Source organism: uncultured Streptococcus sp. (assembly GCF_963528215.1).
GTDB lineage: Bacteria > Bacillota > Bacilli > Lactobacillales > Streptococcaceae > Streptococcus.
Genome location: NZ_CAURVL010000006.1, coordinates 12,712 through 35,677 on the forward strand (window position 1 = coordinate 12,712; position 22,966 = coordinate 35,677).

The window sequence follows — 22,966 nt, forward strand, 5'->3', positions numbered from 1 at the left end:
AAAGAATGACTTGTGAATCTCACATATAAAAAATCCATCGGCTATCTGATAACCGATGGATTTTGTTTTACATTGTTACAAAAAGAGTCCAATGACCATGGCTAGGTACATGAAGAAGGTCAAAAGAAATCCAGCCCGCCAGAAGAACTTAAAGAACTTTGGATAGTAGAAGCTTCGTTTTTTCTTGAGAAAATAGATGGTGATGGCGATAGCGAGAACTGAGAGAGCTAGGGTCAGCTGGGGCAGCAAGCTATGATAGTAGGCCTTGTCTGAAATGATATAAAATTCCACAACAAAAAGCGGAAAAGCCAAGTCCGCAAAGTTTAAACCGTATTTTCTTAATTGAAAAACTCGCACAGTAATAGTGGTTAAAATCAAAGTTAAAAAGATAAATAAAATCGAAGCAATCTTTAATAGTGTCATAAGATTATTTTACCATAAAAAAATCAAAAAAGAAGATAAAATTCCTTGCATTTAAGAAAGTTTAGTGTATAATAGAAAGGTATGCGAAAAGCATACTTGTGGGAGGTAAAAATCTTTATTTACCGCCAAAACCACAAAGGAGGATTTAAAAATGGCTAAAAAAGTCGAAAAACTTGTAAAATTGCAAATCCCTGCTGGTAAAGCTACTCCAGCTCCACCAGTTGGTCCTGCGCTTGGTCAAGCCGGTATCAACATCATGGGATTCACTAAGGAGTTCAACGCTCGTACAGCTGATCAAGCTGGTATGATTATTCCAGTTGTTATCTCAGTATACGAAGACAAATCATTCACTTTCGTGACTAAGACTCCGCCAGCTGCTGTTCTTTTGAAGAAAGCTGCAGGTGTTGAAAAAGGTTCAGGTGAACCAAACAAAACGAAAGTTGCAACAGTTACTCGTGCGCAAGTACAAGAAATTGCTGAAACTAAGATGCCAGATTTGAACGCTGCAAACATCGAGTCTGCAATGCGTATGATTGAAGGTACTGCTCGTTCTATGGGATTCACTGTTGTTGACTAATCAATAACGCTCATCCCATTTGCCCGCACTACACTTGATCAGATTGACGAGTGACGTGGGAGATGAAAATCGATTGAACCACTTACAAGGAGAAAGATAAAATGGCTAAAAAAAGCAAACAACTTCGTGCTGCTCTTGAAAAAATCGACAGCACAAAAGCATACAGCGTAGAAGAAGCTGTAGCACTTGCAAAAGAAACTAACTTTGCAAAATTTGACGCAACTGTAGAAGTTGCTTACAACTTGAACATCGACGTTAAAAAAGCTGACCAACAAATCCGTGGAGCAATGGTATTGCCAAACGGTACTGGTAAAACTTCACGCGTTCTTGTTTTCGCACGTGGTGCAAAAGCTGAAGAAGCAAAAGCTGCTGGTGCAGACTTCGTTGGTGAAGATGACCTTGTTGCAAAAATCAACGACGGTTGGTTGGACTTTGACGTAGTAATCGCTACACCTGACATGATGGCACTTGTAGGTCGCCTTGGACGTGTCCTTGGACCTCGTAACTTGATGCCAAACCCTAAGACTGGTACTGTAACAATGGACGTTGCAAAAGCAGTTGAAGAGTCTAAAGGTGGTAAGATTACTTACCGTGCAGACCGTGCAGGTAACGTACAAGCTATCATTGGTAAAGTTTCATTTGAAGCTGACAAGTTGGTTGAAAACTTCAAAGCTTTCAATGACACAATCCAAAAAGCAAAACCAGCTACTGCTAAAGGTACTTACGTAACGAACTTGACTATCACTACTACACAAGGTGTTGGTATCAAGGTTGACGTAAACTCACTTTAAGAATTTGAATAGAACTGCCTGCGGGTGGTTCTTTTTTTTGCAATAAAAATGATGATAGCGGTTACAATTGCAAAGAAACATGTTATAATAATATCGAATCAATTTATTTTATAACAAAAGGAGACGGTGTCATGAAAAAAGGTCAGAACCAGCTAACTTGGCTGATGGTATCTCTGATTGCTTTTAATATGGTCTGGGGTCTGGGAAATGTGGTCAACAACTATTCCCAGCAGGGCATCTCAGTAATTGTTTCTTGGATTCTTATCCTGGCTATTTACTTTATTCCCTATGCTCTCATCGTGGGGCAGCTAGGCTCGACTTTTAAGGAGAGCGGAGGCGGTGTCAGTGACTGGGTGGAGAAGACCTCTACCAAGCGACTGGCGTATTTTGCGGCCTGGACTTACTGGGTGGTGCATATTCCCTATCTAGCTCAGAAACCTCAGGGAGTTTTGATCCCGTTGGGCTGGGCCATTCAGGGAAATGGAGACTTTTTGAGCAGTCTTGATATTCACTGGATCGTTATTCTTAGCTTGCTGATTTTCGGTGCCTTTCTCTATTTGTCTACCAAGGGGCTGTCCACGCTCAAGGTGATTGGGGGCTTGGCAGGAAGTGCCATGCTCATCATGTCTTTCCTCTTCGTCCTCTTAGCGGTCGGGGCACCATTTATCAAACCTGATATGCAGTTTGCGACGGCCAATATGGATAAGCTCAGCACTTACATTCCCAATTTTGATTTTTCTTATTTCACGACTATCTCCCTCTTAGTCTTTGCGGTCGGCGGGGCTGAGAAAATCTCGCCTTACGTTAACCAAACACGCAATCCAGCCAAGGAATTTCCAAAGGGGATGATTGTCATGGCTGTTATGGTTGGTGCCTCTGCTATCCTAGGCTCTTTGGCTATGGGCATGCTTTTTGATGGCAGCAATATTCCTGAGGATCTGATGCGAAACGGCGCTTACCAAGCCTTCCAAAAGCTGGGCAACTACTGGGGAGTGGGCAATGTACTAGTAGTGATCTATGCTTTGACTAATATGGTTGGACAGATTGCTGCACTGGCTTTCTCTATTGACGCGCCTCTGCAAATCATGCTCAATAATGCTGATGAAGAGTTTGTCCCAAGCTGGCTGCGCAAGCGGACATCAAAAGGTGTTCTCATTAACGGTTACATCCTGACAGGGATTTTGGTTAGCTTCTTGATTATTCTGCCTATCTTTGGAATCAAAGAAATTGACGGCCTGGTCAAATGGATGACCAATCTCAACTCTATCGTTATGCCCATGCGGTATCTCTGGGTTTTCCTTGCCTTCATGATGTTAAATAAGGCCTGGAAGAAGTACAAGAATGCAGAGTACAAATTTACCAAAAATCCAAAAGTTGGTTTTGCCATCGGAGCTTGGTGTTTCCTCTTTACAGCCTTTGCCTGCATTTTAGGGATGGTTCCCAAAGTAGACTATGCTACAGACCCTGCTGGCTGGCAATTCTCTCTCTTGACCAATATTTTGACCCCAATCGTCTTAATCAGTCTGGGTGTCATCCTGCCAATCTTGGCTAAGCGAGAAAAGAAACGGTCTCTCGAATAGTAAGCAGATCTTGCAAGGCATGATTGAAATCATCACTTTCCAGCCCTATCTTATGATGGGGCTGGTTTTTCTGTGAAATGAGCTTGTCTGCTCTGCTATTTCCCAAAAAGGAAAAAAGAAAAATTTCAGTGATTTAACTATATAAAAATTTCAAAATGTGGTAAAATAGTACAGATAAAATAAGGAGTAAAAAAATGGTAGAACCTAAGTATAAGCGTATTTTGATTAAGTTGTCAGGTGAAGCTCTTGCCGGTGAAAAAGGTGTTGGTATTGATATTCAAACCGTTCAGAAAATGGCGGAAGAAATCAAAGAAGTTCACGATTTGGGTGTTCAGATTGCTCTGGTCATCGGAGGCGGAAACCTCTGGCGGGGTGAGCCGGCAGCAGAAGCGGGCATGGACCGCGTGCAGGCCGACTATACTGGTATGTTGGGCACTGTCATGAATGCGCTGGTAATGGCGGATTCGCTACAGCAGGTAGGTGTTGATACGCGCGTGCAGACAGCGATTGCTATGCAGCAAGTAGCTGAGCCTTACATCCGAGGTCGGGCTCTTCGTCATCTGGAAAAAGGCCGTATCGTAATTTTCGGTGCAGGTATTGGTTCTCCTTATTTTTCAACCGATACAACCGCTGCCTTGCGATCAGCAGAGATTGAAGCAGATGCGATTCTCATGGCTAAAAACGGTGTGGATGGTGTTTATAATGCTGATCCTAAGAAGGATAAGACCGCTGTTAAGTTTGATGAGCTGACCCACCGGGATGTTATCAGTAAGGGACTGCGGATTATGGACTCAACGGCTTCGACCCTGTCTATGGACAATGACATTGACCTAGTTGTCTTTAATATGAATGAGCCGGGCAACATCAAACGCGTTGTTATCGGTGAGCAAATCGGAACAACAGTATCAAATAATTTATAAGAACGGAGATTAGAAACTCATGGCAAATGCAATTGTAGAAAAAGCAAAAGAAAGAATGACCCACTCGCACCAAAGTTTGGCTCGTGAATTTGGCAGCATCCGTGCAGGCCGTGCCAATGCCAGCCTTTTGGACCGCATCCATGTTGAGTACTATGGAGTAGAAACTCCGCTCAACCAAATCGCTTCAATTACGATTCCGGAAGCGCGTGTTCTTTTGGTGACACCTTTTGACAAGTCTTCTATCAAGGACATTGAGCGTGCGCTTAATGCTTCTGACCTTGGGATTACGCCAGCTAGCGATGGCTCTGTGATTCGTCTGGTCATTCCAGCTCTGACAGAGGAAACCCGTCGGGACTTGGCTAAAGAAGTGAAAAAGGTTGGTGAAAATGCTAAAGTTGCTATCCGTAACATCCGCCGCGATGCTATGGACGAAGCTAAGAAGCAGGAAAAAGCCAAAGAAATCACTGAAGATGAATTGAAGACCTTGGAAAAGGATATTCAAAAAGTAACGGACGATGCTGTCAAACATATCGATGAGATGACAGCAAACAAGGAAAAAGAACTTTTAGAAGTTTAAAATTTTTATCAGAATCAAAACTCAGTTGGCCTTGGTTGACTGAGTTGTTTTAACATCAAAAATCCTTGCCCAGTTTGAAGAAGCAAGGTAGAAAATAGGTCTATATGAATACAAATCTTGCCAGCTTCATTGTGGGTATCATCACGGATGAAAATAATCGCTTTTACTTTGTTCAAAAGGACGGTCAGGTTTACGCTCTTTCTAAGGAAGAGGGAGCGCATGAGCTAGGTCAGTCTGTCAAAGGCTTTGCCTACAGCGATATGAAGCAGAAGCTTCGTCTGACAACTCTTGAAGTTACAGCTACTCAAGACCAGTTTGGCTGGGGAACTGTAACGGAGGTCCGCAAGGATCTAGGCGTCTTTGTCGATACTGGTCTGCCGGATAAGCAAATCGTGGTATCGCTGGACATCTTGCCAGAAATCAAGGAACTCTGGCCAAAAAAGGGCGACCGCCTCTATATCCGACTGGATGTGGACAAGAAAGATCGTATCTGGGGCCAGTTGGCCTATCAGGAGGATTTCAAGCGTCTGGCTCGTCCTGCCTACAATAACATGCAAAACCAAAACTGGCCAGCCATTGTTTATCGGCTCAAGCTTTCTGGCACCTTTGTCTATCTGCCGGAGAATAATATGCTGGGCTTTATTCATCCGAGTGAGCGCTATGCAGAGCCTCGTCTGGGACAGGTCTTGGACGCACGGGTGATTGGCTTCCGTGAAGTAGACCGCACCCTTAACCTCTCCCTCAAGCCTCGCTCCTTTGAAATGCTGGAAAATGATGCCCAGATGATTCTGACCTATCTGGAAAGCAATGGCGGCTTTATGACTTTGAACGATAAATCTTCACCAGACGACATCAAGGCTACCTTTGGCATTTCCAAAGGCCAGTTTAAAAAAGCTCTGGGTGGGCTGATGAAAGCTGGTAAGATCAAGCAAGATCCGACTGGAACGGAGTTGGTATGAGGCTAAAGAGTTGATATCTAGAGCTAATGCCTGAAAGGATACAATCTTAAAGAAATGAAAGGAACCTATGAGAAAATCTTTTTACAGCTGGCTGATGACAGAGCGCAATCCTAAGAGCAAGGAGCCAAAGGCTATTTTGGCGGATTTGGCTTTTCAGGATACGGCCTTTCCCAAGCATACGGATGATTTTGATGAGGTCAGTCGTTTTCTGGAGGAGCATGCAAGTTTTTCCTTTAACTTGGGGGAGTTTGATGCTATTTGGGAAGAATATCAAGCCCATTAAGTGGGTAGTGGCTAGGGATAGTCATTTTCTGCTTGCTTTGATATAATAAAGATAATTCATTCAAAAAAATAAAATAGAGAGGTTCTTTGTTTGCAGGAACATTCAGTAGAATTGAAACTGGGCCATCCAGATGATGCTTTTCATCTCTTTGGCTCTAATGAACGCCATCTGCGCTTGATGGAGCAGGAATTGAAGGTAACCATTCATGCCCGAACCGAGATTGTGCAGATTTTGGGTACGGAGGCTGCCTGCGAGGAGACTCGACAGGTCATTCAAGCTCTCTTGGTCTTGGTCAATCGTGGCATGACCATTGGCACACCCGATGTTGTGACAGCCATTACCATGGTCAAAAATGATGAAATTGATAAGTTTGTAGCTCTTTACGAAGAAGAGATTATCAAGGACAGCTATGGCAAGCCAATTCGGGTCAAGACACTTGGTCAAAAAATCTATGTGGACAGTGTTAAAAATCATGATATTGTCTTTGGTATCGGGCCAGCCGGGACAGGGAAGACCTTTCTGGCGGTGACCTTGGCCGTGACAGCTCTCAAGCGTGGGCAGGTCAAGCGAATCATCCTGACAAGGCCGGCTGTGGAAGCTGGTGAGAGTCTGGGCTTTCTGCCTGGTGACCTTAAGGAAAAGGTAGATCCTTATCTGCGGCCAGTCTATGACGCCTTGTATCAGATTTTGGGTAAGGACCAAACGACGCGGCTGATGGAGCGAGAAATCATTGAGATTGCACCCTTAGCCTATATGAGGGGGCGGACGCTGGATGATGCCTTTGTGATTCTGGACGAAGCGCAGAATACCACCATCATGCAGATGAAGATGTTTCTGACTCGGCTGGGCTTCCAGTCCAAGATGATTGTCAATGGAGATATCAGTCAGGTCGATCTGCCTCGCAATGTCAAATCTGGGCTCATTGACGCTCAAGAGAAACTGAAAAACATTTCGCAGATTGACTTTGTCCATTTCTCAGCTAAGGATGTAGTCCGTCATCCGGTGGTGGCAGAGATTATCCGGGCTTATGAACCAGCTCCTGTTAAAGAGACTGCAACTGAGCCAGAAGAAATAAAATAGCATACAAAAAGAGCAGAAGGAAATCTGCTCTTTTCGTATGATTAATTTCAAGTCTCGGTTGCTTGCTAATAACCTAGTAAATCAACTAAACGAGTTCATCGATAGATGTGTAGTCCTTGTTGAGGCCTTCTGCAACTGGCTGGCTGGTGATGTGACCTTGGTAGGTTGTGACACCTTGGCGCAGGCCTTGGTCATCTGCAATGGCTTGCTTGAAGCCTTTCCCTGCCAAAGCTTCAACATAAGGAAGGGTGACATTAGTAAGAGCGATAGTAGAAGTGCGGGCTACGGCCCCAGGGATATTAGCAACTGCATAGTGGAGGACACCGTGTTTTTCATAGACAGGCTCGGTGTGAGTCGTTACACGGTCGGCTGTTTCAATGACACCGCCCTGGTCAACGGCTACGTCTACAATGACAGAGCCTGGACGCATTTGCTTAACCATATCGTCTGTCACCAGTTTTGGAGCCTTCGCACCTGGAATGAGGACAGCGCCAATCACGACATCTGCCTCTCGAACGCTAGCTTCGATATTGAAAGGATTAGACATGAGAGTCTGGATTTGATGACCGAATACATCTTCTAGGACAGACAGACGCTTAGCGCTGATATCCAGAATAGTCACTTGAGCACCCAATCCTAGAGCGATACGAGCGGCATGAGTTCCTACTACACCGCCACCGATGATGGTAACTTTCCCTTTCGGAACACCCGGAACACCGCCGAGAAGCACGCCAGATCCGCCTTCACGCTTAGTCAGGAAGTGGGCTCCGATTTGGACAGCCATCCGGCCAGCTACCTCACTCATAGGTACCAAGAGTGGCAGTTGTCCATCTTGATCGCGGACAGTTTCGTAGGCCAGACCGGTTGTCTTAGCACTAGTCATAGCATCTGCTAGCTCAGGAGCGGCAGCCATGTGCAGGTAGGTAAAGAGCAAGAGGTCATCACGGAGGAAGCCGTATTCAGAGGCCAGAGGTTCTTTGACCTTGACCACTAGCTCAGCTGCCCACGCTTCTGCAGCAGTAGGGACGATTTTTGCACCTTGCTTTTCATAGTCTGCATCGGCAAAGCCAGATCCCAGACCAGCATCTGTCTCAATCAGAACTTCATGGCCTTTGCCAACGAGACTATGAACACCAGCTGGTGTCAGAGCGACGCGATTTTCATTGTTTTTGATTTCTTTTGGAATACCGATTAACATAAAAAATATGCTCCTTTTTTAAGATGTTTTTATTGTATAGGAAAACGCTTCAAAAATCAAGAAAAAATCAGAGTGGTTTGCTTTCATTAGTGAATTGTGCTATTCTGTTAAGAAAATCTAGGAGGTCCAAATGGAAAATATCTATGTCAAACTGGTTCGTCATACCAGACTGGAAACTGAGCGGCTGATTCTGCGTCCGGTGACCTTGGAGGATGCCTCGGCGATGTTTGAGTATGCTTCGGATGAGGAAAATACTCGCTATACCTTTGAGACAAATAAAAGCCTGGAAGAAACACGCAATAATATCGCTCTCTTTTATCTGGCCAATCCTCTGGGGCGCTGGGGGATAGAAGTGAAGGAGAGTGGCAAATTCATCGGGACGATTGACCTTCATAAGATTAGGCTAGACTTGAAAACGGCGGCTATCGGCTATGTAGTCAATAAAAAATACTGGAATCAGGGTTATACGACAGAGGCCAATCGCGCAGTCATCAAGCTGGCTTTTGAAGAAATCGGGATGAACAAGCTTGTAGCGCTGCACGATGTGGATAATCCATCGTCTGGCAGGGTTATGGTCAAGTCTGGTATGAAATATTCCCACGAAGAGCCTTACGCATCACTAGACAAACATGAGAACGGCCGCATTGTGACACGGGTTCATTACTATCTGACTAGGGAAGATTATTTTGCAAAAAAATGAGAAAGGATATTGACAAGCACCTATCTACATGATATATTAGATAGGTACGCTGATTTAGCTCAGTTGGCAGAGCGCATCCATGGTAAGGATGAGGTCGCCGGTTCGATCCCGGCAATTAGCATCTTGTAGGACAAGGTTGGGTTTTCCCAGCCTTTTCTTTTTGTCAATGATAGCTGGTAATGAAAGGCAAAGTTTTGAGGAGGGGAAAAATAGCTGCTTTTGTCTTTGCGGTGAGAGGTTGACAAATCTGCTCTGCTATTTTCCAAAACCCTGCCCTCGGCTCCCTAAAGTGAGCCAAAATATGATATAATAAGGTAATACTAGCAAAGCGGGTAAGATATGTATATCGAAATGGTAGATGAGACGGGTCAGGTTTCGGAAGAGATTCTTAAACAGACTCAGGAAATTTTGGAGTTTGCGGCCCAGAAAACGGGCAAGGAAAAGAAGGAAATGGCTGTGACTTTTGTTAGTAATGAGCGCAGTCATGAACTCAATTTAGAATATAGAGATACGGATCGGCCGACGGATGTGATTAGCTTGGAGTATAAGCCTGAGCTGGATATCGCTGTTGACGAGGAGGATTTGCTGGACCACCCTGAGCTAGCTGAGATGCTGGAGGATTTTGACGCCTATATCGGCGAGCTGTTCATTTCAGTGGACAAGGCGCGTGAGCAGGCTGAAGAATACGGCCATAGCTTTGAGCGGGAGATGGGCTTTTTGGCAGTGCATGGTTTTCTGCATATCAACGGCTATGATCACTATACGCCTGAAGAAGAAGCAGAAATGTTTGGTTTACAGGAAGAAATTTTAACTGCTTATGGACTCACAAGGAAATAACAAACGCAAATGGAAAAATCGAGACGTGGTCTCGAGTCTGGAATTTGCTTTAACCGGTATTTTTACAGCCTTTAAAGAGGAGCGCAATCTGCGCAAGCACGTCCTTTCGGCTCTGGCAGTGCTGGTCGCAGGACTGATTTTTGACTTGTCTGCGATAGAGTGGCTCTTTCTCTTTTTGAGCATTTTTCTGGTCATTGCCTTTGAGATTGTCAATTCTGCTATTGAAAATGTCGTGGATCTGGCTAGTGATTACCACTTTTCTATGCGGGCCAAGAATGCCAAGGATATGGCAGCGGGAGCTGTTCTGGTCGTGTCTGGCTTTGCAGTTGTGACAGGACTGATTATTTTTGTTCCAAAGATTTGGGATTGGATTTTTTAAAGATTTGAAAATCGGGGGAGACTGCCGATTTTCTGCTGTTTTAATGGAAATAATAGAGGTGAAATAATGACTTTTAAATCAGGTTTTGTAGCTATTTTAGGACGTCCTAATGTTGGGAAATCAACCTTTTTGAATCATGTTATGGGGCAAAAAATTGCCATCATGAGCGATAAGGCTCAGACCACACGTAATAAAATTATGGGAATTTACACGACGGATAAGGAGCAGATTGTCTTTATCGACACGCCGGGAATCCACAAGCCCAAGACGGCTCTAGGTGATTTTATGGTGGAAGCGGCCTACAGCACCCTGCGTGAGGTGGATACTGTCCTCTTCATGGTGCCGGCTGATGAGCCGCGTGGCAAGGGTGATGACATGATTATCGAGCGCTTGAAAGCGGCTAAGGTGCCAGTTATTTTGGTGGTTAATAAGATTGATAAAGTCCATCCGGATCAGCTTTTAGCGCAAATTGATGATTTCCGCCAGCAGATGGACTTCAAAGAAATCGTGCCGATTTCAGCCCTGCAGGGCAATAACGTTTCCCGTCTGGTTGACATCCTCAGTGAGAATTTGGAAGAAGGCTTCCAGTATTTCCCAGAAGACCAGATTACCGACCATCCAGAGCGTTTCCTAGTGTCTGAGATGATTCGGGAGAAGGTTTTGATGCTGACACGGGAGGAAATTCCCCACTCAGTCGCGGTGGTTGTTGACAGTATGAAGCGAGACGAGGAGACGGACAAGGTTCATATTCGAGCGACCATCATGGTAGAGCGTGATAGTCAAAAAGGCATTATCATCGGCAAAGGCGGCTCTATGCTGAAGAAAATCGGCTCTATGGCTCGGCGCGATATTGAGCTTATGCTGGGGGACAAGGTCTTCCTAGAAACTTGGGTCAAGGTCAAGAAAAACTGGCGGGACAAGAAGCTGGACTTGGCGGACTTTGGCTATAATAAGAAGGAGTATTGAGGTTTTCTAAGCCAGCTTGGAAAAATTATGTTTGAAATAGCGGTGAAAGAGAGCATAACATTTTGTTATCTCTTTTTACTACAAACTAGCAGCAAGATAGAAAATTGTTGATATTACGTTATTAAATATTTGCTATCCTTCCGTTAATTTGCAAACATTGTTCCGTTATTCCTCATATTGTTCCGAACTATGGTATAATAGAGGGAGAAAGTGAGGAGTGCTCATGTATATGACAGTGAGGCAGGTAGCTGATCTCTGGGGGATTTCTGATCGTCGAGTTCGGTCTCTGTGCAGTCAGGGAAAGATTCCGGGTGCTGTCCAAGAAGGGCGTTTGTGGAGAATTCCCTCAGATGCCAGAAAGCCAGCAGATGGCCGTTATAAAAAAGTCGAGAGTCTCTTGCCCTTGATTGATGAAAAGATGATGCAGCTGTCAAAACTTCGCCCTTTGACGGATGGAGAGTTGGAGCGGTTGAATGAAGAGTTCACAGTCGAATATACTTATAACTCAAATGCCATTGAGGGCAATACTCTGACCTTACGTGAGACAGATTTGGTCCTGCGTGGATTGACTATTGACCAAAAGCCTTTAAAAGATCATATGGAGGCAATCGGTCATCAGGAGGCTTTTCAGTATGTTCAAAGGCTTGTTGAGGAGAAACAGCCTTTGTCAGAACAGATGATAAAGGATATTCATTATCTAGTATTAGCGGATAAAAAAAATGACCGAGGCATTTATCGGAGAGTCCCAGTGCGCATCATGGGAGCAGCTAATGAACCGGCTCAGCCGTATATGATTGCTCCATTGATGGAAAAACTCCTAGTGGACTATGCTGCAAGTCAGGAAAATATGGTGACCAAACTAGCTCAGTTTCATATTTCCTTTGAGAGTATCCATCCGTTTATTGACGGCAATGGCCGAACGGGTAGGCTCTTGGTGAATTTGGAGTTGATGAAGGCGGGCTATCCACCGATTGATATAAAATTTATGGATAGATTGGCCTATTACCAAGCATTTGACGACTTTCATTCAAAAGGAAGTTTATCGGCAATGGAGGATTTATTTGCCAAATATATCAATGAAAGATTGGATATGTATTTGGAGATTCTATCTCTTGATGACGAAGGATAAGGAGATTAGATTTATAGTTGATATAAATCATTCCAATCCTGCTTTCTTTGTCTCAGGTGAGAAAGAAGCCGAAACCATTCATGACTGGCATCGCAGGTTAGCGCAGAAAAATGTTAGGTCTGAATGCGCCTATTATTCTGGCAAAGGGCATGCTTGGCTTTTTAGTGATATGGATACGCATATTCAGCTACTAGGCTACTTCTTTCAAAACGCTGCCTTCCCAGAGAAATTGAAAGGATTTTGATATGGACTATATTTCCTATATTCGCTCCAAAGTGGGACATGATAAGGTTATTCTGAATTTTGCGGGTGGAATTCTGGCAGACGAGGACGGTCGTGTGCTTTTGCAGTTGCGAGGTGATAAGAAAACATGGGCGATTCCTGGAGGAGCTATGGAACTTGGGGAAACTTCTCTGCAAGCAGCCGTGCGTGAATTTTACGAAGAGACAGGCATTTCTGTTGAAGCCAAGCGCTTGCTGAATGTTTACACTAATTTTGATGAATCTTATCCTAATGGTGACAAAGTGCAGACGGTTGTCTTTCTGTATGAATTGCAGGCACTGGAGAATTTTGATATTTCCAATTTTCACAACGAGGAAACACTGCTTTTAGGCTTTTTTTCTAAAGAAGAAATAGCAGAGCTGGAAAATATATCGGATAAACATCGCCTGATGCTGGATGAATATTTTTCAGACAGCTTTGCTATGGGACTTTGATATTAGGAAGAATAAGAAAGGAGCTTTATGCCTGAATTACCTGAAGTGGAAACGGTTCGGCGCGGTTTGGAACGTCTGGTTGCTGGCAAGACGATTGGGCAGGTGCGAGTCCGCTATGCTAAGATGATTGGAACGGGAGTGGATAGCTTTATTCATGACTTGCCAGGTCAGACCATTGAAAGGATTGGCCGTCGGGGCAAGTATTTGCTCTTTTACCTGACGGGTGGAGTGCTGGTTTCCCATCTGCGAATGGAAGGCAAGTATCTTTTTTATCCTGATGCGGTGCCTGAGTGCAAGCATGCCCATGTCTTTTTCGAGATGACGGATGGTGGAACGCTTGTTTATGAGGACGTTCGCAAGTTTGGGACCATGGAGCTCTTGAGAAAGGATCAGTTGGAGTCTTATTTTGCTGCTAGAAAGCTTGGTCCTGAGCCGACAGATGCGGACTTTCTTTTGTCGCCTTTTGCCGCAGCTTTGAGTCGTTCCAAGAAGCTCATCAAACCCTATTTGCTGGAGCAGACCTTGGTCGTTGGACTGGGTAATATCTATGTAGATGAGGCTCTTTGGCGGGCGCGGATTCATCCGGCAAGGCCAGCAGATAGTCTGAAGCCTGCTGAAGTGAAGCGGTTGCGTGAGCAGATTATAGAAGTTTTGCAGCTTGGGATTGAAAAGAGAGGATCGACCATTCGGACCTATCGTAATGCTTTGGGTGAAGATGGCACTATGCAGGATTTTCTGCAGGTCTATGGAAAGACTGGTCAACCTTGTGCTAGATGCGGCAGCCCGATTGAAAAAATTAAGCTGGGTGGACGCGGTACTCATCTCTGTCCTCATTGTCAGAAAGTGAGGTAGCTGTCATGGCAAGAATTATTGGTATCACTGGCGGCATTGCCTCGGGTAAGTCAACTGTGACAGAGTTTTTGAGGCAGCGGGGTTATCAGGTCATCGATGCGGATCAGGTAGTGCATGAGCTGCAAGAGCCGGGGGGACGGCTTTATCAAGCTCTTTTATCCGCTTTTGGCTCAGCTATCTTACAGGAAGATGGGCGCTTGGATCGGCCCAAGCTGGGAGCTATGATTTTTGGGAATCACGAACTCTTGGAGCAATCCAGTCAAATACAAAATCAGATTATCCGCGAGGAACTGGTTGGCAGGCGAGATTTGCTGGCAGAGACGGAAAACATCTTTTTTATGGATCTTCCCTTGCTGTTTGAGTTACAATATGAGGACTGGTTTGACCAAATCTGGCTGGTGGATGTGACGGTGGAAACTCAGCTCAGTCGTCTTATGACTCGAAATGCTCTCAGTCAGGAAGAAGCAGAGAAACGCATAGCAGCTCAGCTATCTTTACAAGAAAAACGAAAGAGGGCGGATGTGCTGATTGATAATAATGGCTCGCTTGAGGAAACTCGACAGCAGATTCGCGATGCTTTGCAGAAATTAGAAAGAAGATGATTTATCACGACACAAGTAAACTGGAAACATAACCTGAAAGTCGCTTGGTTTGGGAACTTCCTGACGGGCGCCAGCATTTCTCTGGTGACGCCTTTTATGCCACTTTTCGTGGAGCAGCTAGGGGCTAGTGGTCATGAGGTGGAGTATTACGCTGGGCTAGGGATTTCACTCTCTGCCATCTCAGCGGCGCTGCTCTCTCCTGTCTGGGGAAGTCTGGCCGACCGATATGGCCGTAAGCCTATGATGATACGTGCAGCTACTGCCATGGTTTTCACTATGGGCGGCATTGCTTTTGTGCCCAACATTTTCTGGCTCTTGCTCCTACGCTTTCTAAACGGTGTTTTCGCTGGTTATGTTCCCAACAGCACAGCTCTGATTGCCAGTCAGGCTCCCAAGGAAAAAACGGGTTATGCTCTGGGAACTCTCTCGACGGGTGTCGTTGCGGGTAATCTTATGGGGCCGTTTATTGGCGGTCTGATTGCGGAGATGTTCGGTATCCGCAATGTCTTTCTTCTGATTGGCGGCTTTTTTCTAGTGGCAGCCTTGATGACCTTTTATTTGATTCGGGAGGATTTTGTGCCAGTGACCCGACAAGAAGAGGTAGGCTATAGGGAATTGCTGCGTCAACTCAGGTATCCTAAGATGCTGATGAATCTCTTTCTGACCAGCTTTGTTATCCAGTTTGCAGCTCAATCTATCAGCCCTATCCTTGCCCTCTATGTCAGAGAACTGGGTCAAAAGGACAATCTGATTTTTATTTCGGGTCTCATCGTTTCTAGCATGGGACTTTCCAGTATGATGAGCTCCAGCATTCTGGGGCGGTTAGGAGACCGTATCGGCAATCACCGGCTTCTGGTGCTGGCTCAGTTCTATTCAATCCTGATTTATCTGCTCTGTGCCAATGCTGGCTCCCCTATGCAGCTAGGCTTTTATCGCTTTTTATTTGGTCTAGGAACAGGGGCGCTGATACCAGGTGTCAATGCTTTGCTAAGTAAGATAACACCCAAATTTGGAATCTCTAGGATTTTCAGCTATAATCAGATTTTCTTTTATCTGGGTGGGGTGGTCGGCCCTATGTCTGGATCGGTCATTGCGGCAGCCTATGGCTATCATTCAGTCTTTTATGCAACAGCAGGGCTGGTTGCCGTTAGTATGCTGGCCAATCTCTTTAGTTTTCGAAATTTATTTAAAAAGAAGGATATCTAGTGCGCGTTAAAATAAATTTAAAATGTTCCAGCTGCGGCAGTCAGAACTATCTGACCAGCAAAAATACTAAAACGCATCCGGAAAAAATAGAGGTCTTAAAGTATTGTCCCAAGGAAAGAAAAGTTACCTTACATCTTGAATCCAAGTAGATTTTATGATAAAATAGATAGGATTTTAAGGAGTTTTTATTTATGTACAACCTATTATTAACCATTTTAGTCATTTTATCAGCTATTATTGTCATTGCAATTTTCATGCAGCCAACCAAAAATCAGTCCAGCAACGTTTTTGATGCCAGTGCCAACGACTTGTTTGAACGTCCTAAGGCACGCGGTTTTGAAGCTGTGATGCAGCGTATGACGGGAATCATGATTTTCTTCTGGCTACTGATTGCATTGGTATTAGCAGTATTATCTAGCAAATAAAATGGGCTCTGACTTCGTCTTGGCCTATTTTTTAAGTTTTAAAGAGATTTAGAAGAGATGAAGAAAGAACTCATCAAAAGAAGAGGAATATGAAATCAGAAATCATTGAATATTTAGAAGACAGGCAGCAGGCCAGCGTAGATGAGCTGGCGGCTGCTTTGGGGAAAGAATCTTCCAAGGACTTTAGTAGCTTGGTCAAGACCATTTCCCAGATGGAAAGAAAGCATCAGATTCGTTTTGATGACAAGGGGCGGATTGAGCTTTATGAGAAGAAAAAGCAGGAGCGTCTGACGCTCAAGGGTGTTTTTCATGCCCACAAGAATGGATTTGGCTTTGTTACCTTGAATGAGGAAGAGGATGACCTCTTTGTCGGCCGTAATGATGTCAATCATGCCATTGATGGTGATACGGTGGAAGTAGTCATTACCAAGGTGGCAGACCGTATCAAGGGAACATCAGCTGAGGCTAAGATTATCGATATTTTGGAGCACAGCCTGACGTCAGCGGTTGGTCAGCTGGTTCTGGATGAGGAAAAGCCCAAGTATGCGGGTTATATCCGCTCGAAAAATCAGAAAATAAGCCAGCCTATTTATGTCAAAAAACCAGCTATGGTTCTGGATGGTACAGAGGTGCTCAAGGTCGCTATTGATAAATATCCGACCAAGAAACACGATTTCTTTGTGGCCAGTCTGGTCGATGTGGTCGGTCATGTCAATGATCCAGGCATTGATGTACTGGAAGTGCTGGAGTCTATGGACATTGTCTCTGAATTTCCAGAAAAGGTCTTGGAAGAAGCTGAGCAAGTTCCGGATGCACCGACTGAGAGTGATTTGGCAGGCCGTTTGGACCTGCGTGAAGAGATTACCTTCACCATTGATGGAGCGGATGCCAAAGACTTGGACGATGCGGTCCATATCAAGCGACTGAAAAATGGCAACTTTGAGCTTGGCGTCCATATCGCAGATGTGTCCTACTATGTCAAAGAAGGCTCTGAGCTGGACAAGGAAGCCCTCAATCGGGCGACTTCAGTCTATGTGACTGACCGTGTGGTGCCTATGCTGCCGGAGCGCCTGTCAAACGGAATCTGCTCTCTCAATCCCAATGTGGATCGGCTGACCCAGTCGGCTATCATGGAGATAGATGCCAAGGGGCGCGTGGTCAAGCATAGCATTACCCAGACAGTTATCAAGACAACCTTTCGCATGACCTATAGCGATGTCAACGACATCATCGCAGGAGATGAGGAAAAAGCTGAGCAGTTCAAGGCCATTGTACCTAGCATTGACAGTATGATCCAGCTGCATGAGATTCTGGAAAGCATGCGATTTAAACGCGGTGCGCTTAACTTTGACACCAATGAAGCCAAAATCATGGTCAACAAGGAAGGATGCCCAGTGGATATTGTCCTACGTCAGCGGGGAATTGCCGAGCGTATGATTGAGTCCTTTATGCTAGTGGCGAATGAGACGGTGGCTGAGCATTTTGCTAAGCTAAATCTGCCCTTCATCTATCGAATTCACGAGGAGCCTAAGGCGGAGAAGGTGCAGAAGTTTATCGACTACGCCTCTAGCTTTGGGATTCGGATATACGGGACGGCTAGCTCTATGAGTCAGCAGGCTCTGCAGGATATTATGGAATCGGTCAAAGACCAGCCTTATGAGGAAGTGCTGTCCATGATGCTTTTGCGCTCCATGCAGCAGGCTCGCTATTCTGAGCACAATCACGGTCACTATGGTCTGGCAGCGGAGTTTTATACGCATTTCACCAGTCCCATTCGCCGCTATCCTGACCTTCTGGTTCACCGGATGGTGCGGGATTATGGCAAGTCTAAAGAAATAGCAGAGCATTTTGAGCAAGTGATTCCAGAGATTGCCAGTCAGTCTTCCAGCCGAGAGCGTCGGGCTATCGAGGCCGAGCGTGAAGTCGAAGCCATGAAGAAGGCTGAGTACATGGAAGAATTCGTTGGAGAAGAGTTTGACGGTGTGGTTTCAAGCGTGGTCAAGTTTGGACTCTTTGTTGAGCTGCCCAATACGGTCGAAGGCTTGATTCATGTCACCAATCTGCCAGAGTTTTACAGCTACATTGAGCGGACGATGACCCTGCAAGGAGAAAAGTCTGGCGTAGTCTTCAAGGTCGGTCAGCAAATTCGCATCAAGCTGGTTCGAGCGGATAAGGCTACGGGCGAGATTGACTTTGAATACCTGCCTAGTGAATTTGACCTGATAGAAAAGACTAGCAAGAGTGGCAGAGGCAAGTCAGGCAGAAAGAGACGCCGTGAAGATGACAAGCGCAGCCATTCTTCCAAAGAAAAAGGCTACAGAGATAAGAAAGATAAGAAGTCCAAGAAAGGCAAGAGCCAGAAGGCATTTTACAAGGAACTAGTCAAGAAAGGAGCCAAGCATGGCAAAGGGAGAAGGAAAGGTCGTCGCGCAAAATAAAAAGGCCAGACACGACTACACCATCGTGGATACCATCGAGGCCGGCATGGTGCTGACAGGGACGGAAATCAAGAGCGTCCGTGCCGCCCGCATCAATCTCAAAGACGGCTTTGCTCAGATCAAGAACGGTGAGGCCTGGCTCAGCAATGTCCATATCGCGCCTTATGAAGAGGGAAATATCTGGAACCAAGAGCCTGAACGTCGCAGAAAGCTGCTGCTGCATAAGAAGCAGATCCAAAAGCTGGAGCAGGAGACCAAGGGAACTGGTATGACGCTGGTGCCGCTCAAGGTCTATCTCAAGGATGGCTATGCCAAGCTCCTCCTGGGCTTAGCCAAAGGGAAGCACGACTACGACAAGCGCGAGTCCATCAAACGCCGCGAGCAAAACCGCGACATCGCAAGACAAATGAAGAACTTTAATACAAGATGAAAGACTGGGTGACCGGTCTTTTTTTATTTTAGGGAGCAAGTTTTCCAGTTATTCGATTGTCTTCGATGACTTTTCTAATTTAAAAAAAGAAGTGAGCATAATAGTTGATAAGTAACCATCCAGGTGATATACTTGTTCTTGTATCAGATACAAGTTTATGAAAAAGGAGTTTCTATGGATACAAAATTCTCAGTGGCTTTGCATATCTTGACAATGATTAGTGAGAGTAGGGAGACTTTGAGTTCGCAAAACTTAGCGACGAGTGTAGGAACTAATTCTAGCTATATCCGAAAAGTCATTACCTTGTTGAAAAATGCAGGTTTAATTATTTCTCATCAAGGTAAATCGGGCTATCAACTCGGCAAAACTCCTAAGAAGATGAGTTTACTTGAGATTTATTATGCTACCCAAGAAGTTAAGCGCATTAGTTTGTTTCAAATGCATCAGAACGCTAATCAAGAATGTCCTGTCGGACAAAATATTCAAGAAGCGGTCTCGCCGATTTTTGCTATTGCAGAAGCTCAACTAGAAAAGGCATTGCGCCATCAAACATTAGATGATGTCATCAATAATTTATATAAAACAGCTAATCAAGTTCGAAACTGACTTGTAAAATCTTAGTTTTAAAAACAAAAATACAGTCTTGCACTTGATGCAAAGAAGATAAAGGATAGAAAAGAGATTATAATGAAAGCAGCACTACATATAAAATATGACAAAAAGAACATCAACCTTACGATAACAGAAATAGCAAAGCCTATCATTACAGATAATCAAGTTTTGGTTAAGGTCACTGCAGCGGGAGTCAATCCTTTGGACAATATGATTTCCCGAGGAGAAGTTAAGATGATTGTTCCTTACAAATTGCCGCAAACAGCTGGAAATGAAGTTGTTGGAGTTATTGAAGAACTTGGAAGCCGTGTCAGCAACTTCAAACTTGGCGACCGTGTTTTTGCTCGCCTCCCACTTGATCATATCGGAGCTTTTGCGGAATATGTTGGTGTAGATAGTGAAGCCTTGGCAAAAGTTCCAGAATATTTGACAGACATAGAAGCCGCTGCGGTGCCTTTGACAGCTTTGACTATTATGCAAGCTCTTGAGCTTATGGGAGCTCAAGCTGGTAAAACAATCTTCATCTCTGGAGGTACAGGTGGTGTTGGTGGCATGGCGATTCCCATTGCTAAAGCAAAAGGCTTGAAGGTCATCACGAATGGTGCTGCCGTTAACGCTGAGCGTGTCTTGAACCTAGGGGCAGATCGCTTTATTGATTACAAGACGGAGGATTATACAAAAACTGTCAGCAATGTGGACTATGTTTTGGATACACTTGGTGGTGCTGAAACAGAGAAGCAAATGTCTATCATGAAAAAAGGCGGACACTTAGTTTCTCTTCGAGCGATGCCAAATGGTGCTTTTGCTAAACGCATGAACTTGCCAAAATGGAAACAAATCTTGCTAGGACTTGCTGGTCGTAAGTTTGATAAGATGGCTGAGAAGTATGGTGTTCATTATCATTTTATCTTTGTTGAAAGTAATGGTGCCCAATTACAAGAAGTGGCAGATATTTTCAGTAATCTTGAAATCAAACCATCTATTGATACAGTTTACACGTTTGATGAGGTGAATGCTGCTCTCGATAAGGTTGCGAATGGACGTTCACGTGGGAAAACAGTTCTCAGCTTTGAATAATTAGAAAGAAGTTTATGTCTTACATTACAACAAAAAATCAATACATTACTGTTGCTGGCAATCAAATTGCCTATCGTGAACTTAGCAAGGGTAAGTCTGACTTTCCGCTTGTTATGTTAGTTCACTTGGCTGCGACCTTGGACAATTGGGATCCAAAACTTTTAGATTTGATTGCGAAAGAGCATCATGTCCTTGTCTTAGACCTACCAGGTGTTGGGGCAAGTCAGGGAAAAGTTGCAACGACTATCCCAGGCATGGCAGAGCAAACCATTGCCATTATAAGTGATTTAGGTTACAATCGTATCAACCTTTTAGGACTGTCTATGGGCGGTATGATTGCTCAAGAAATAGTTCGTATGGATTCTGATTTGGTTAATTCTCTTATTTTGGCAGGAACTGGTCCTCGAGGTGGATTTGAAATGGATAAGGTTACCGGAAAAACATTCAAATATATGTTTAAAGCTGCCCTTGAGCGTATTGACCCAAAACGCTATATTTTTTACAATCATGATGAGCAAGGTAAAGTAGAAGCTTTGAAAGTTTTAGATCGTATGGGCGCGCGGACTGAGCAATTTAAGGACAAAGACATGAAAATTTCTGGTTTCTTAACGCAGCTCAAGGCAATCAAGGCTTGGGGCCAAGCTCCACAAGACGATCTGAAATATATCAATCAACCAACCTTAATTGTGAATGGTGATAAGGATATGCAAGTCCCAACAGAAAATTCTTATGCTATGCATGAAAAGGTAGAAGGCAGCAAACTTCTTATCTATCCAAATGCTGGACATGGTTCTATTTTCCAATATGCGGATGAATTCTCAAAGGAATTGTTGAGGTTTTTAGCAGCATAAAATAGTCAAAATGGTAGGGTTAAAAAAAGGACATAGCAACTTTCATACAAGATGAAAGACTGGGTGACCGGTCTTTTTTAGTTTTATATTAGTGATTTTCATCTACAGTAGCTGTCTTAAATTGTTTATTGTCAAATTTACTAAACAGAAAAGTTCTGACCACTTTGCCACTTGTCAAGTCTGTGCTTTTCGAGTATGATAAAGACAGTTAAATTATTCGGAGCTTGGCTTTCAGAGAAAGGATTTTTTATGACAGAAGAATTGCTAGCCTATAAACGCATGCCGCTGTGGACGGCCGAGACAATGCCAGAAGCGGTAAAGAGAAAGCACAATACCAAAGAGGGAACTTGGGGCAAAATCACTGTTCTCAAGGGACGGCTTAAGTTTGTCGAGATGTCAGAGGAGGGTGAGGAGCTGGCTGAGCACATCTTTGAGGCTGGTCAGGACAATCCTTTTGCCCAGCCCCAAGCTTGGCATCGGGTCGAAGCTCTGACAGATGATTTGGAGTGGTATTTGGAGTTTTACTGTCGGCCTGAGGATTACTTCCCTAAGAAATACGGAAGCAATCCAGTGCACTCAGAGGTTTTGGAAGCCCTGCAGACAGTCCGACCAGGGCGGGCGCTTGATTTGGGCTGTGGTCAAGGCCGCAATGCTCTCTTTCTGGCCAAGCAGGGCTTTGAAGTGACGGCTGTAGATCAGAATGAGCTGGCACTGGAAATCTTACGCAGCATTGTGGAGCAGGAGGATTTAGATCTGCCAGTGGGTAGCTACGATATCAACTCAGCTAGTCTAACCCAGACTTATGATTTGATTGTTTCCACTGTTGTACTTATGTTCCTACAGGCGGAGCGGATTCCGGATATTATCCGAAATATGCAAGAGCATACAGCGCTTGGTGGCTACAATCTCATCGTCTGTGCTATGGATACAGAAGACTTCCCATGCTCTCTTCCCTTTCCTTTTACTTTTAAGGAAGGCGAGCTGGCTGACTATTATAAAGACTGGGAGCTGGTTAAGTACAATGAAAATCCTGGTCACCTCCATCGCCGGGATGAAAACGGCAATCGAATTCAGCTGCGCTTTGCGACGATGCTGGCTAAAAAGGTTCAGTAGGAGACAGTAGGAAAGAACCAAATTTTTTAAAATTTAGCTTGGCTCACTTATTTTGAGGTTCTGGTTTAAAAGGTCTGGGAGATAATTTAAAATGTCTCAGCCTCAATATTTTTTGAACAGAATAAAACTAGACTGAGGCATTTTTGTCTCAGTCTTTTTTTATTTTAGTAAAAAACTTTAGAAATATTTTAGAATTTCTTTAGAAATATCTGAAGTTTGGAGGCTATACTAGAAAGTGCAAGGGG

General features: G+C 44.4%; 27 protein-coding genes, 1 tRNA gene and 1 pseudogene. 27 read left to right on the forward strand and 2 right to left on the reverse strand.

Annotated elements, in window-relative coordinates:
• Nucleotides 1-75 precede the first annotated feature (75 nt).
• The gene (locus RWS24_RS03755) at nucleotides 76-423 is read right to left on the reverse strand and encodes a DUF3397 domain-containing protein (protein ID WP_002897148.1); all 348 of its coding nucleotides are present in this window, start codon (nucleotides 421-423) and stop codon (nucleotides 76-78) included.
• A 151-nt stretch (nucleotides 424-574) separates the two neighbouring features.
• On the opposite strand from RWS24_RS03755, the gene rplK reads away from it, so the two are divergent.
• The 8 genes from rplK (at nucleotide 575) to RWS24_RS03795 (ending at nucleotide 7,190) form a co-directional block, all read left to right on the forward strand.
• Nucleotides 575-1,000 carry a 50S ribosomal protein L11 gene (gene rplK / locus RWS24_RS03760; RefSeq protein WP_002894851.1) on the forward strand — a complete coding sequence of 142 codons (426 nt, stop codon included), beginning with the start codon at nucleotides 575-577 and terminating at the stop codon, nucleotides 998-1,000.
• Nucleotides 1,001-1,101: 101 nt separating this feature from the next.
• Nucleotides 1,102-1,791 (forward strand): 50S ribosomal protein L1, encoded by a 690-nt coding sequence (gene rplA / locus RWS24_RS03765; RefSeq protein ID WP_002894855.1) that lies wholly within the window; start codon nucleotides 1,102-1,104, stop codon nucleotides 1,789-1,791.
• 131 nt (nucleotides 1,792-1,922) lie between these two features.
• Nucleotides 1,923-3,371, forward strand: a complete 1,449-nt coding sequence (locus tag RWS24_RS03770; protein WP_314365547.1) for an amino acid permease — start codon at nucleotides 1,923-1,925, stop codon at nucleotides 3,369-3,371.
• A gap of 194 nt (nucleotides 3,372-3,565) precedes the next feature.
• Complete coding sequence (gene pyrH, locus RWS24_RS03775) at nucleotides 3,566-4,291, forward strand: UMP kinase (protein ID WP_002894857.1); 726 nt, start codon at nucleotides 3,566-3,568, stop codon at nucleotides 4,289-4,291.
• A gap of 19 nt (nucleotides 4,292-4,310) precedes the next feature.
• Nucleotides 4,311-4,868, forward strand: a complete 558-nt coding sequence (frr, locus tag RWS24_RS03780) for a ribosome recycling factor (RefSeq protein ID WP_002894858.1) — start codon at nucleotides 4,311-4,313, stop codon at nucleotides 4,866-4,868.
• A 104-nt stretch (nucleotides 4,869-4,972) separates the two neighbouring features.
• Nucleotides 4,973-5,827: an RNA-binding virulence regulatory protein CvfB gene (gene cvfB / locus RWS24_RS03785; protein WP_314365550.1), complete on the forward strand. Its 855-nt coding sequence runs from the start codon at nucleotides 4,973-4,975 to the stop codon at nucleotides 5,825-5,827.
• Between the two features lie 67 nt (nucleotides 5,828-5,894).
• Nucleotides 5,895-6,110 carry a YozE family protein gene (locus RWS24_RS03790; RefSeq protein WP_314365552.1) on the forward strand — a complete coding sequence of 72 codons (216 nt, stop codon included), beginning with the start codon at nucleotides 5,895-5,897 and terminating at the stop codon, nucleotides 6,108-6,110.
• Nucleotides 6,111-6,200: 90 nt separating this feature from the next.
• A complete protein-coding gene (locus RWS24_RS03795; protein WP_314365555.1) occupies nucleotides 6,201-7,190 on the forward strand; it encodes a PhoH family protein in 990 nt (329 codons plus the stop codon).
• A gap of 85 nt (nucleotides 7,191-7,275) precedes the next feature.
• Here RWS24_RS03795 and ald read toward each other — a convergent pair whose 3' ends face one another.
• Nucleotides 7,276-8,388 (reverse strand): alanine dehydrogenase, encoded by a 1,113-nt coding sequence (gene ald / locus RWS24_RS03800; RefSeq protein WP_314365557.1) that lies wholly within the window; start codon nucleotides 8,386-8,388, stop codon nucleotides 7,276-7,278.
• A gap of 130 nt (nucleotides 8,389-8,518) precedes the next feature.
• Here ald and RWS24_RS03805 point away from each other — a divergent pair, with 130 nt between their 5' ends.
• The 19 genes and pseudogenes from RWS24_RS03805 to tehB all read left to right on the forward strand — a co-directional run bounded on the left by RWS24_RS03805 (nucleotide 8,519) and on the right by tehB (nucleotide 22,721).
• Nucleotides 8,519-9,088: a GNAT family N-acetyltransferase gene (locus tag RWS24_RS03805; RefSeq protein WP_314365560.1), complete on the forward strand. Its 570-nt coding sequence runs from the start codon at nucleotides 8,519-8,521 to the stop codon at nucleotides 9,086-9,088.
• A gap of 48 nt (nucleotides 9,089-9,136) precedes the next feature.
• Nucleotides 9,137-9,209: transfer RNA gene (locus RWS24_RS03810), tRNA-Thr, on the forward strand.
• A 218-nt stretch (nucleotides 9,210-9,427) separates the two neighbouring features.
• A complete protein-coding gene (gene ybeY / locus RWS24_RS03815) occupies nucleotides 9,428-9,925 on the forward strand; it encodes an rRNA maturation RNase YbeY (RefSeq protein ID WP_125434438.1) in 498 nt (165 codons plus the stop codon).
• Nucleotides 9,906-10,304 (forward strand): diacylglycerol kinase, encoded by a 399-nt coding sequence (locus RWS24_RS03820; protein ID WP_314365564.1) that lies wholly within the window; start codon nucleotides 9,906-9,908, stop codon nucleotides 10,302-10,304. Before ybeY ends, RWS24_RS03820 begins: the two co-directional genes overlap by 20 nt.
• 66 nt (nucleotides 10,305-10,370) lie before the next feature.
• Nucleotides 10,371-11,270, forward strand: a complete 900-nt coding sequence (gene era, locus RWS24_RS03825; RefSeq protein WP_002931140.1) for a GTPase Era — start codon at nucleotides 10,371-10,373, stop codon at nucleotides 11,268-11,270.
• A 223-nt stretch (nucleotides 11,271-11,493) separates the two neighbouring features.
• A complete protein-coding gene (locus RWS24_RS03830) occupies nucleotides 11,494-12,399 on the forward strand; it encodes a Fic family protein (protein ID WP_314365570.1) in 906 nt (301 codons plus the stop codon).
• 28 nt (nucleotides 12,400-12,427) lie between these two features.
• Nucleotides 12,428-12,643, forward strand: a pseudogene (locus RWS24_RS03835) (alpha/beta hydrolase); the annotation flags it as partial.
• A 1-nt stretch (nucleotide 12,644) separates the two neighbouring features.
• The gene (locus RWS24_RS03840; RefSeq protein ID WP_314365574.1) at nucleotides 12,645-13,115 is read left to right on the forward strand and encodes an NUDIX domain-containing protein; all 471 of its coding nucleotides are present in this window, start codon (nucleotides 12,645-12,647) and stop codon (nucleotides 13,113-13,115) included.
• A 27-nt stretch (nucleotides 13,116-13,142) separates the two neighbouring features.
• Nucleotides 13,143-13,967 carry a DNA-formamidopyrimidine glycosylase gene (mutM, locus tag RWS24_RS03845; protein ID WP_314365577.1) on the forward strand — a complete coding sequence of 275 codons (825 nt, stop codon included), beginning with the start codon at nucleotides 13,143-13,145 and terminating at the stop codon, nucleotides 13,965-13,967.
• Between the two features lie 5 nt (nucleotides 13,968-13,972).
• Nucleotides 13,973-14,569 (forward strand): dephospho-CoA kinase, encoded by a 597-nt coding sequence (coaE, locus tag RWS24_RS03850; RefSeq protein ID WP_314365581.1) that lies wholly within the window; start codon nucleotides 13,973-13,975, stop codon nucleotides 14,567-14,569.
• 3 nt (nucleotides 14,570-14,572) lie between these two features.
• A complete protein-coding gene (locus tag RWS24_RS03855; protein ID WP_314365738.1) occupies nucleotides 14,573-15,775 on the forward strand; it encodes a multidrug efflux MFS transporter in 1,203 nt (400 codons plus the stop codon).
• Complete coding sequence (gene rpmG / locus RWS24_RS03860) at nucleotides 15,775-15,924, forward strand: 50S ribosomal protein L33 (RefSeq protein ID WP_072074309.1); 150 nt, start codon at nucleotides 15,775-15,777, stop codon at nucleotides 15,922-15,924. Before RWS24_RS03855 ends, rpmG begins: the two co-directional genes overlap by 1 nt.
• Nucleotides 15,925-15,966: 42 nt before the next feature.
• Nucleotides 15,967-16,200: a preprotein translocase subunit SecG gene (gene secG / locus RWS24_RS03865; RefSeq protein ID WP_002894878.1), complete on the forward strand. Its 234-nt coding sequence runs from the start codon at nucleotides 15,967-15,969 to the stop codon at nucleotides 16,198-16,200.
• Nucleotides 16,201-16,289: 89 nt separating this feature from the next.
• The gene (gene rnr, locus RWS24_RS03870; protein WP_314365587.1) at nucleotides 16,290-18,638 is read left to right on the forward strand and encodes a ribonuclease R; all 2,349 of its coding nucleotides are present in this window, start codon (nucleotides 16,290-16,292) and stop codon (nucleotides 18,636-18,638) included.
• Entirely contained in the window at nucleotides 18,601-19,068 is a 468-nt protein-coding gene (gene smpB / locus RWS24_RS03875) for an SsrA-binding protein SmpB (protein WP_002894882.1), read from the forward strand. The genes rnr and smpB overlap by 38 nt, the downstream gene beginning before the upstream one ends.
• 174 nt (nucleotides 19,069-19,242) lie before the next feature.
• Nucleotides 19,243-19,674: an Rrf2 family transcriptional regulator gene (locus RWS24_RS03880; RefSeq protein ID WP_314365590.1), complete on the forward strand. Its 432-nt coding sequence runs from the start codon at nucleotides 19,243-19,245 to the stop codon at nucleotides 19,672-19,674.
• An 81-nt stretch (nucleotides 19,675-19,755) separates the two neighbouring features.
• Complete coding sequence (locus RWS24_RS03885) at nucleotides 19,756-20,757, forward strand: NADP-dependent oxidoreductase (RefSeq protein WP_314365592.1); 1,002 nt, start codon at nucleotides 19,756-19,758, stop codon at nucleotides 20,755-20,757.
• 14 nt (nucleotides 20,758-20,771) lie between these two features.
• A complete protein-coding gene (locus RWS24_RS03890; RefSeq protein WP_314365595.1) occupies nucleotides 20,772-21,608 on the forward strand; it encodes an alpha/beta hydrolase in 837 nt (278 codons plus the stop codon).
• 249 nt (nucleotides 21,609-21,857) lie between these two features.
• Entirely contained in the window at nucleotides 21,858-22,721 is an 864-nt protein-coding gene (gene tehB, locus RWS24_RS03895) for an SAM-dependent methyltransferase TehB (protein WP_314365597.1), read from the forward strand.
• The last annotated feature ends 245 nt before the right edge of the window (nucleotides 22,722-22,966 follow it).

Coding starts and splice junctions, on each gene's coding strand:
- RWS24_RS03755 (WP_002897148.1), bottom strand. CDS start 423: ATGACACTATTAAAGATTGCTTCGATTTTATTTATCTTTTTAACTTTG.
- rplK (WP_002894851.1), top strand. CDS start 575: ATGGCTAAAAAAGTCGAAAAACTTGTAAAATTGCAAATCCCTGCTGGT.
- rplA (WP_002894855.1), top strand. CDS start 1,102: ATGGCTAAAAAAAGCAAACAACTTCGTGCTGCTCTTGAAAAAATCGAC.
- RWS24_RS03770 (WP_314365547.1), top strand. CDS start 1,923: ATGAAAAAAGGTCAGAACCAGCTAACTTGGCTGATGGTATCTCTGATT.
- pyrH (WP_002894857.1), top strand. CDS start 3,566: ATGGTAGAACCTAAGTATAAGCGTATTTTGATTAAGTTGTCAGGTGAA.
- frr (WP_002894858.1), top strand. CDS start 4,311: ATGGCAAATGCAATTGTAGAAAAAGCAAAAGAAAGAATGACCCACTCG.
- cvfB (WP_314365550.1), top strand. CDS start 4,973: ATGAATACAAATCTTGCCAGCTTCATTGTGGGTATCATCACGGATGAA.
- RWS24_RS03790 (WP_314365552.1), top strand. CDS start 5,895: ATGAGAAAATCTTTTTACAGCTGGCTGATGACAGAGCGCAATCCTAAG.
- ald (WP_314365557.1), bottom strand. CDS start 8,388: ATGTTAATCGGTATTCCAAAAGAAATCAAAAACAATGAAAATCGCGTC.
- RWS24_RS03805 (WP_314365560.1), top strand. CDS start 8,519: ATGGAAAATATCTATGTCAAACTGGTTCGTCATACCAGACTGGAAACT.
- ybeY (WP_125434438.1), top strand. CDS start 9,428: ATGTATATCGAAATGGTAGATGAGACGGGTCAGGTTTCGGAAGAGATT.
- RWS24_RS03820 (WP_314365564.1), top strand. CDS start 9,906: ATGGACTCACAAGGAAATAACAAACGCAAATGGAAAAATCGAGACGTG.
- era (WP_002931140.1), top strand. CDS start 10,371: ATGACTTTTAAATCAGGTTTTGTAGCTATTTTAGGACGTCCTAATGTT.
- RWS24_RS03830 (WP_314365570.1), top strand. CDS start 11,494: ATGTATATGACAGTGAGGCAGGTAGCTGATCTCTGGGGGATTTCTGAT.
- RWS24_RS03840 (WP_314365574.1), top strand. CDS start 12,645: ATGGACTATATTTCCTATATTCGCTCCAAAGTGGGACATGATAAGGTT.
- mutM (WP_314365577.1), top strand. CDS start 13,143: ATGCCTGAATTACCTGAAGTGGAAACGGTTCGGCGCGGTTTGGAACGT.
- coaE (WP_314365581.1), top strand. CDS start 13,973: ATGGCAAGAATTATTGGTATCACTGGCGGCATTGCCTCGGGTAAGTCA.
- secG (WP_002894878.1), top strand. CDS start 15,967: ATGTACAACCTATTATTAACCATTTTAGTCATTTTATCAGCTATTATT.
- rnr (WP_314365587.1), top strand. CDS start 16,290: ATGAAATCAGAAATCATTGAATATTTAGAAGACAGGCAGCAGGCCAGC.
- smpB (WP_002894882.1), top strand. CDS start 18,601: ATGGCAAAGGGAGAAGGAAAGGTCGTCGCGCAAAATAAAAAGGCCAGA.
- RWS24_RS03880 (WP_314365590.1), top strand. CDS start 19,243: ATGGATACAAAATTCTCAGTGGCTTTGCATATCTTGACAATGATTAGT.
- RWS24_RS03885 (WP_314365592.1), top strand. CDS start 19,756: ATGAAAGCAGCACTACATATAAAATATGACAAAAAGAACATCAACCTT.
- RWS24_RS03890 (WP_314365595.1), top strand. CDS start 20,772: ATGTCTTACATTACAACAAAAAATCAATACATTACTGTTGCTGGCAAT.
- tehB (WP_314365597.1), top strand. CDS start 21,858: ATGACAGAAGAATTGCTAGCCTATAAACGCATGCCGCTGTGGACGGCC.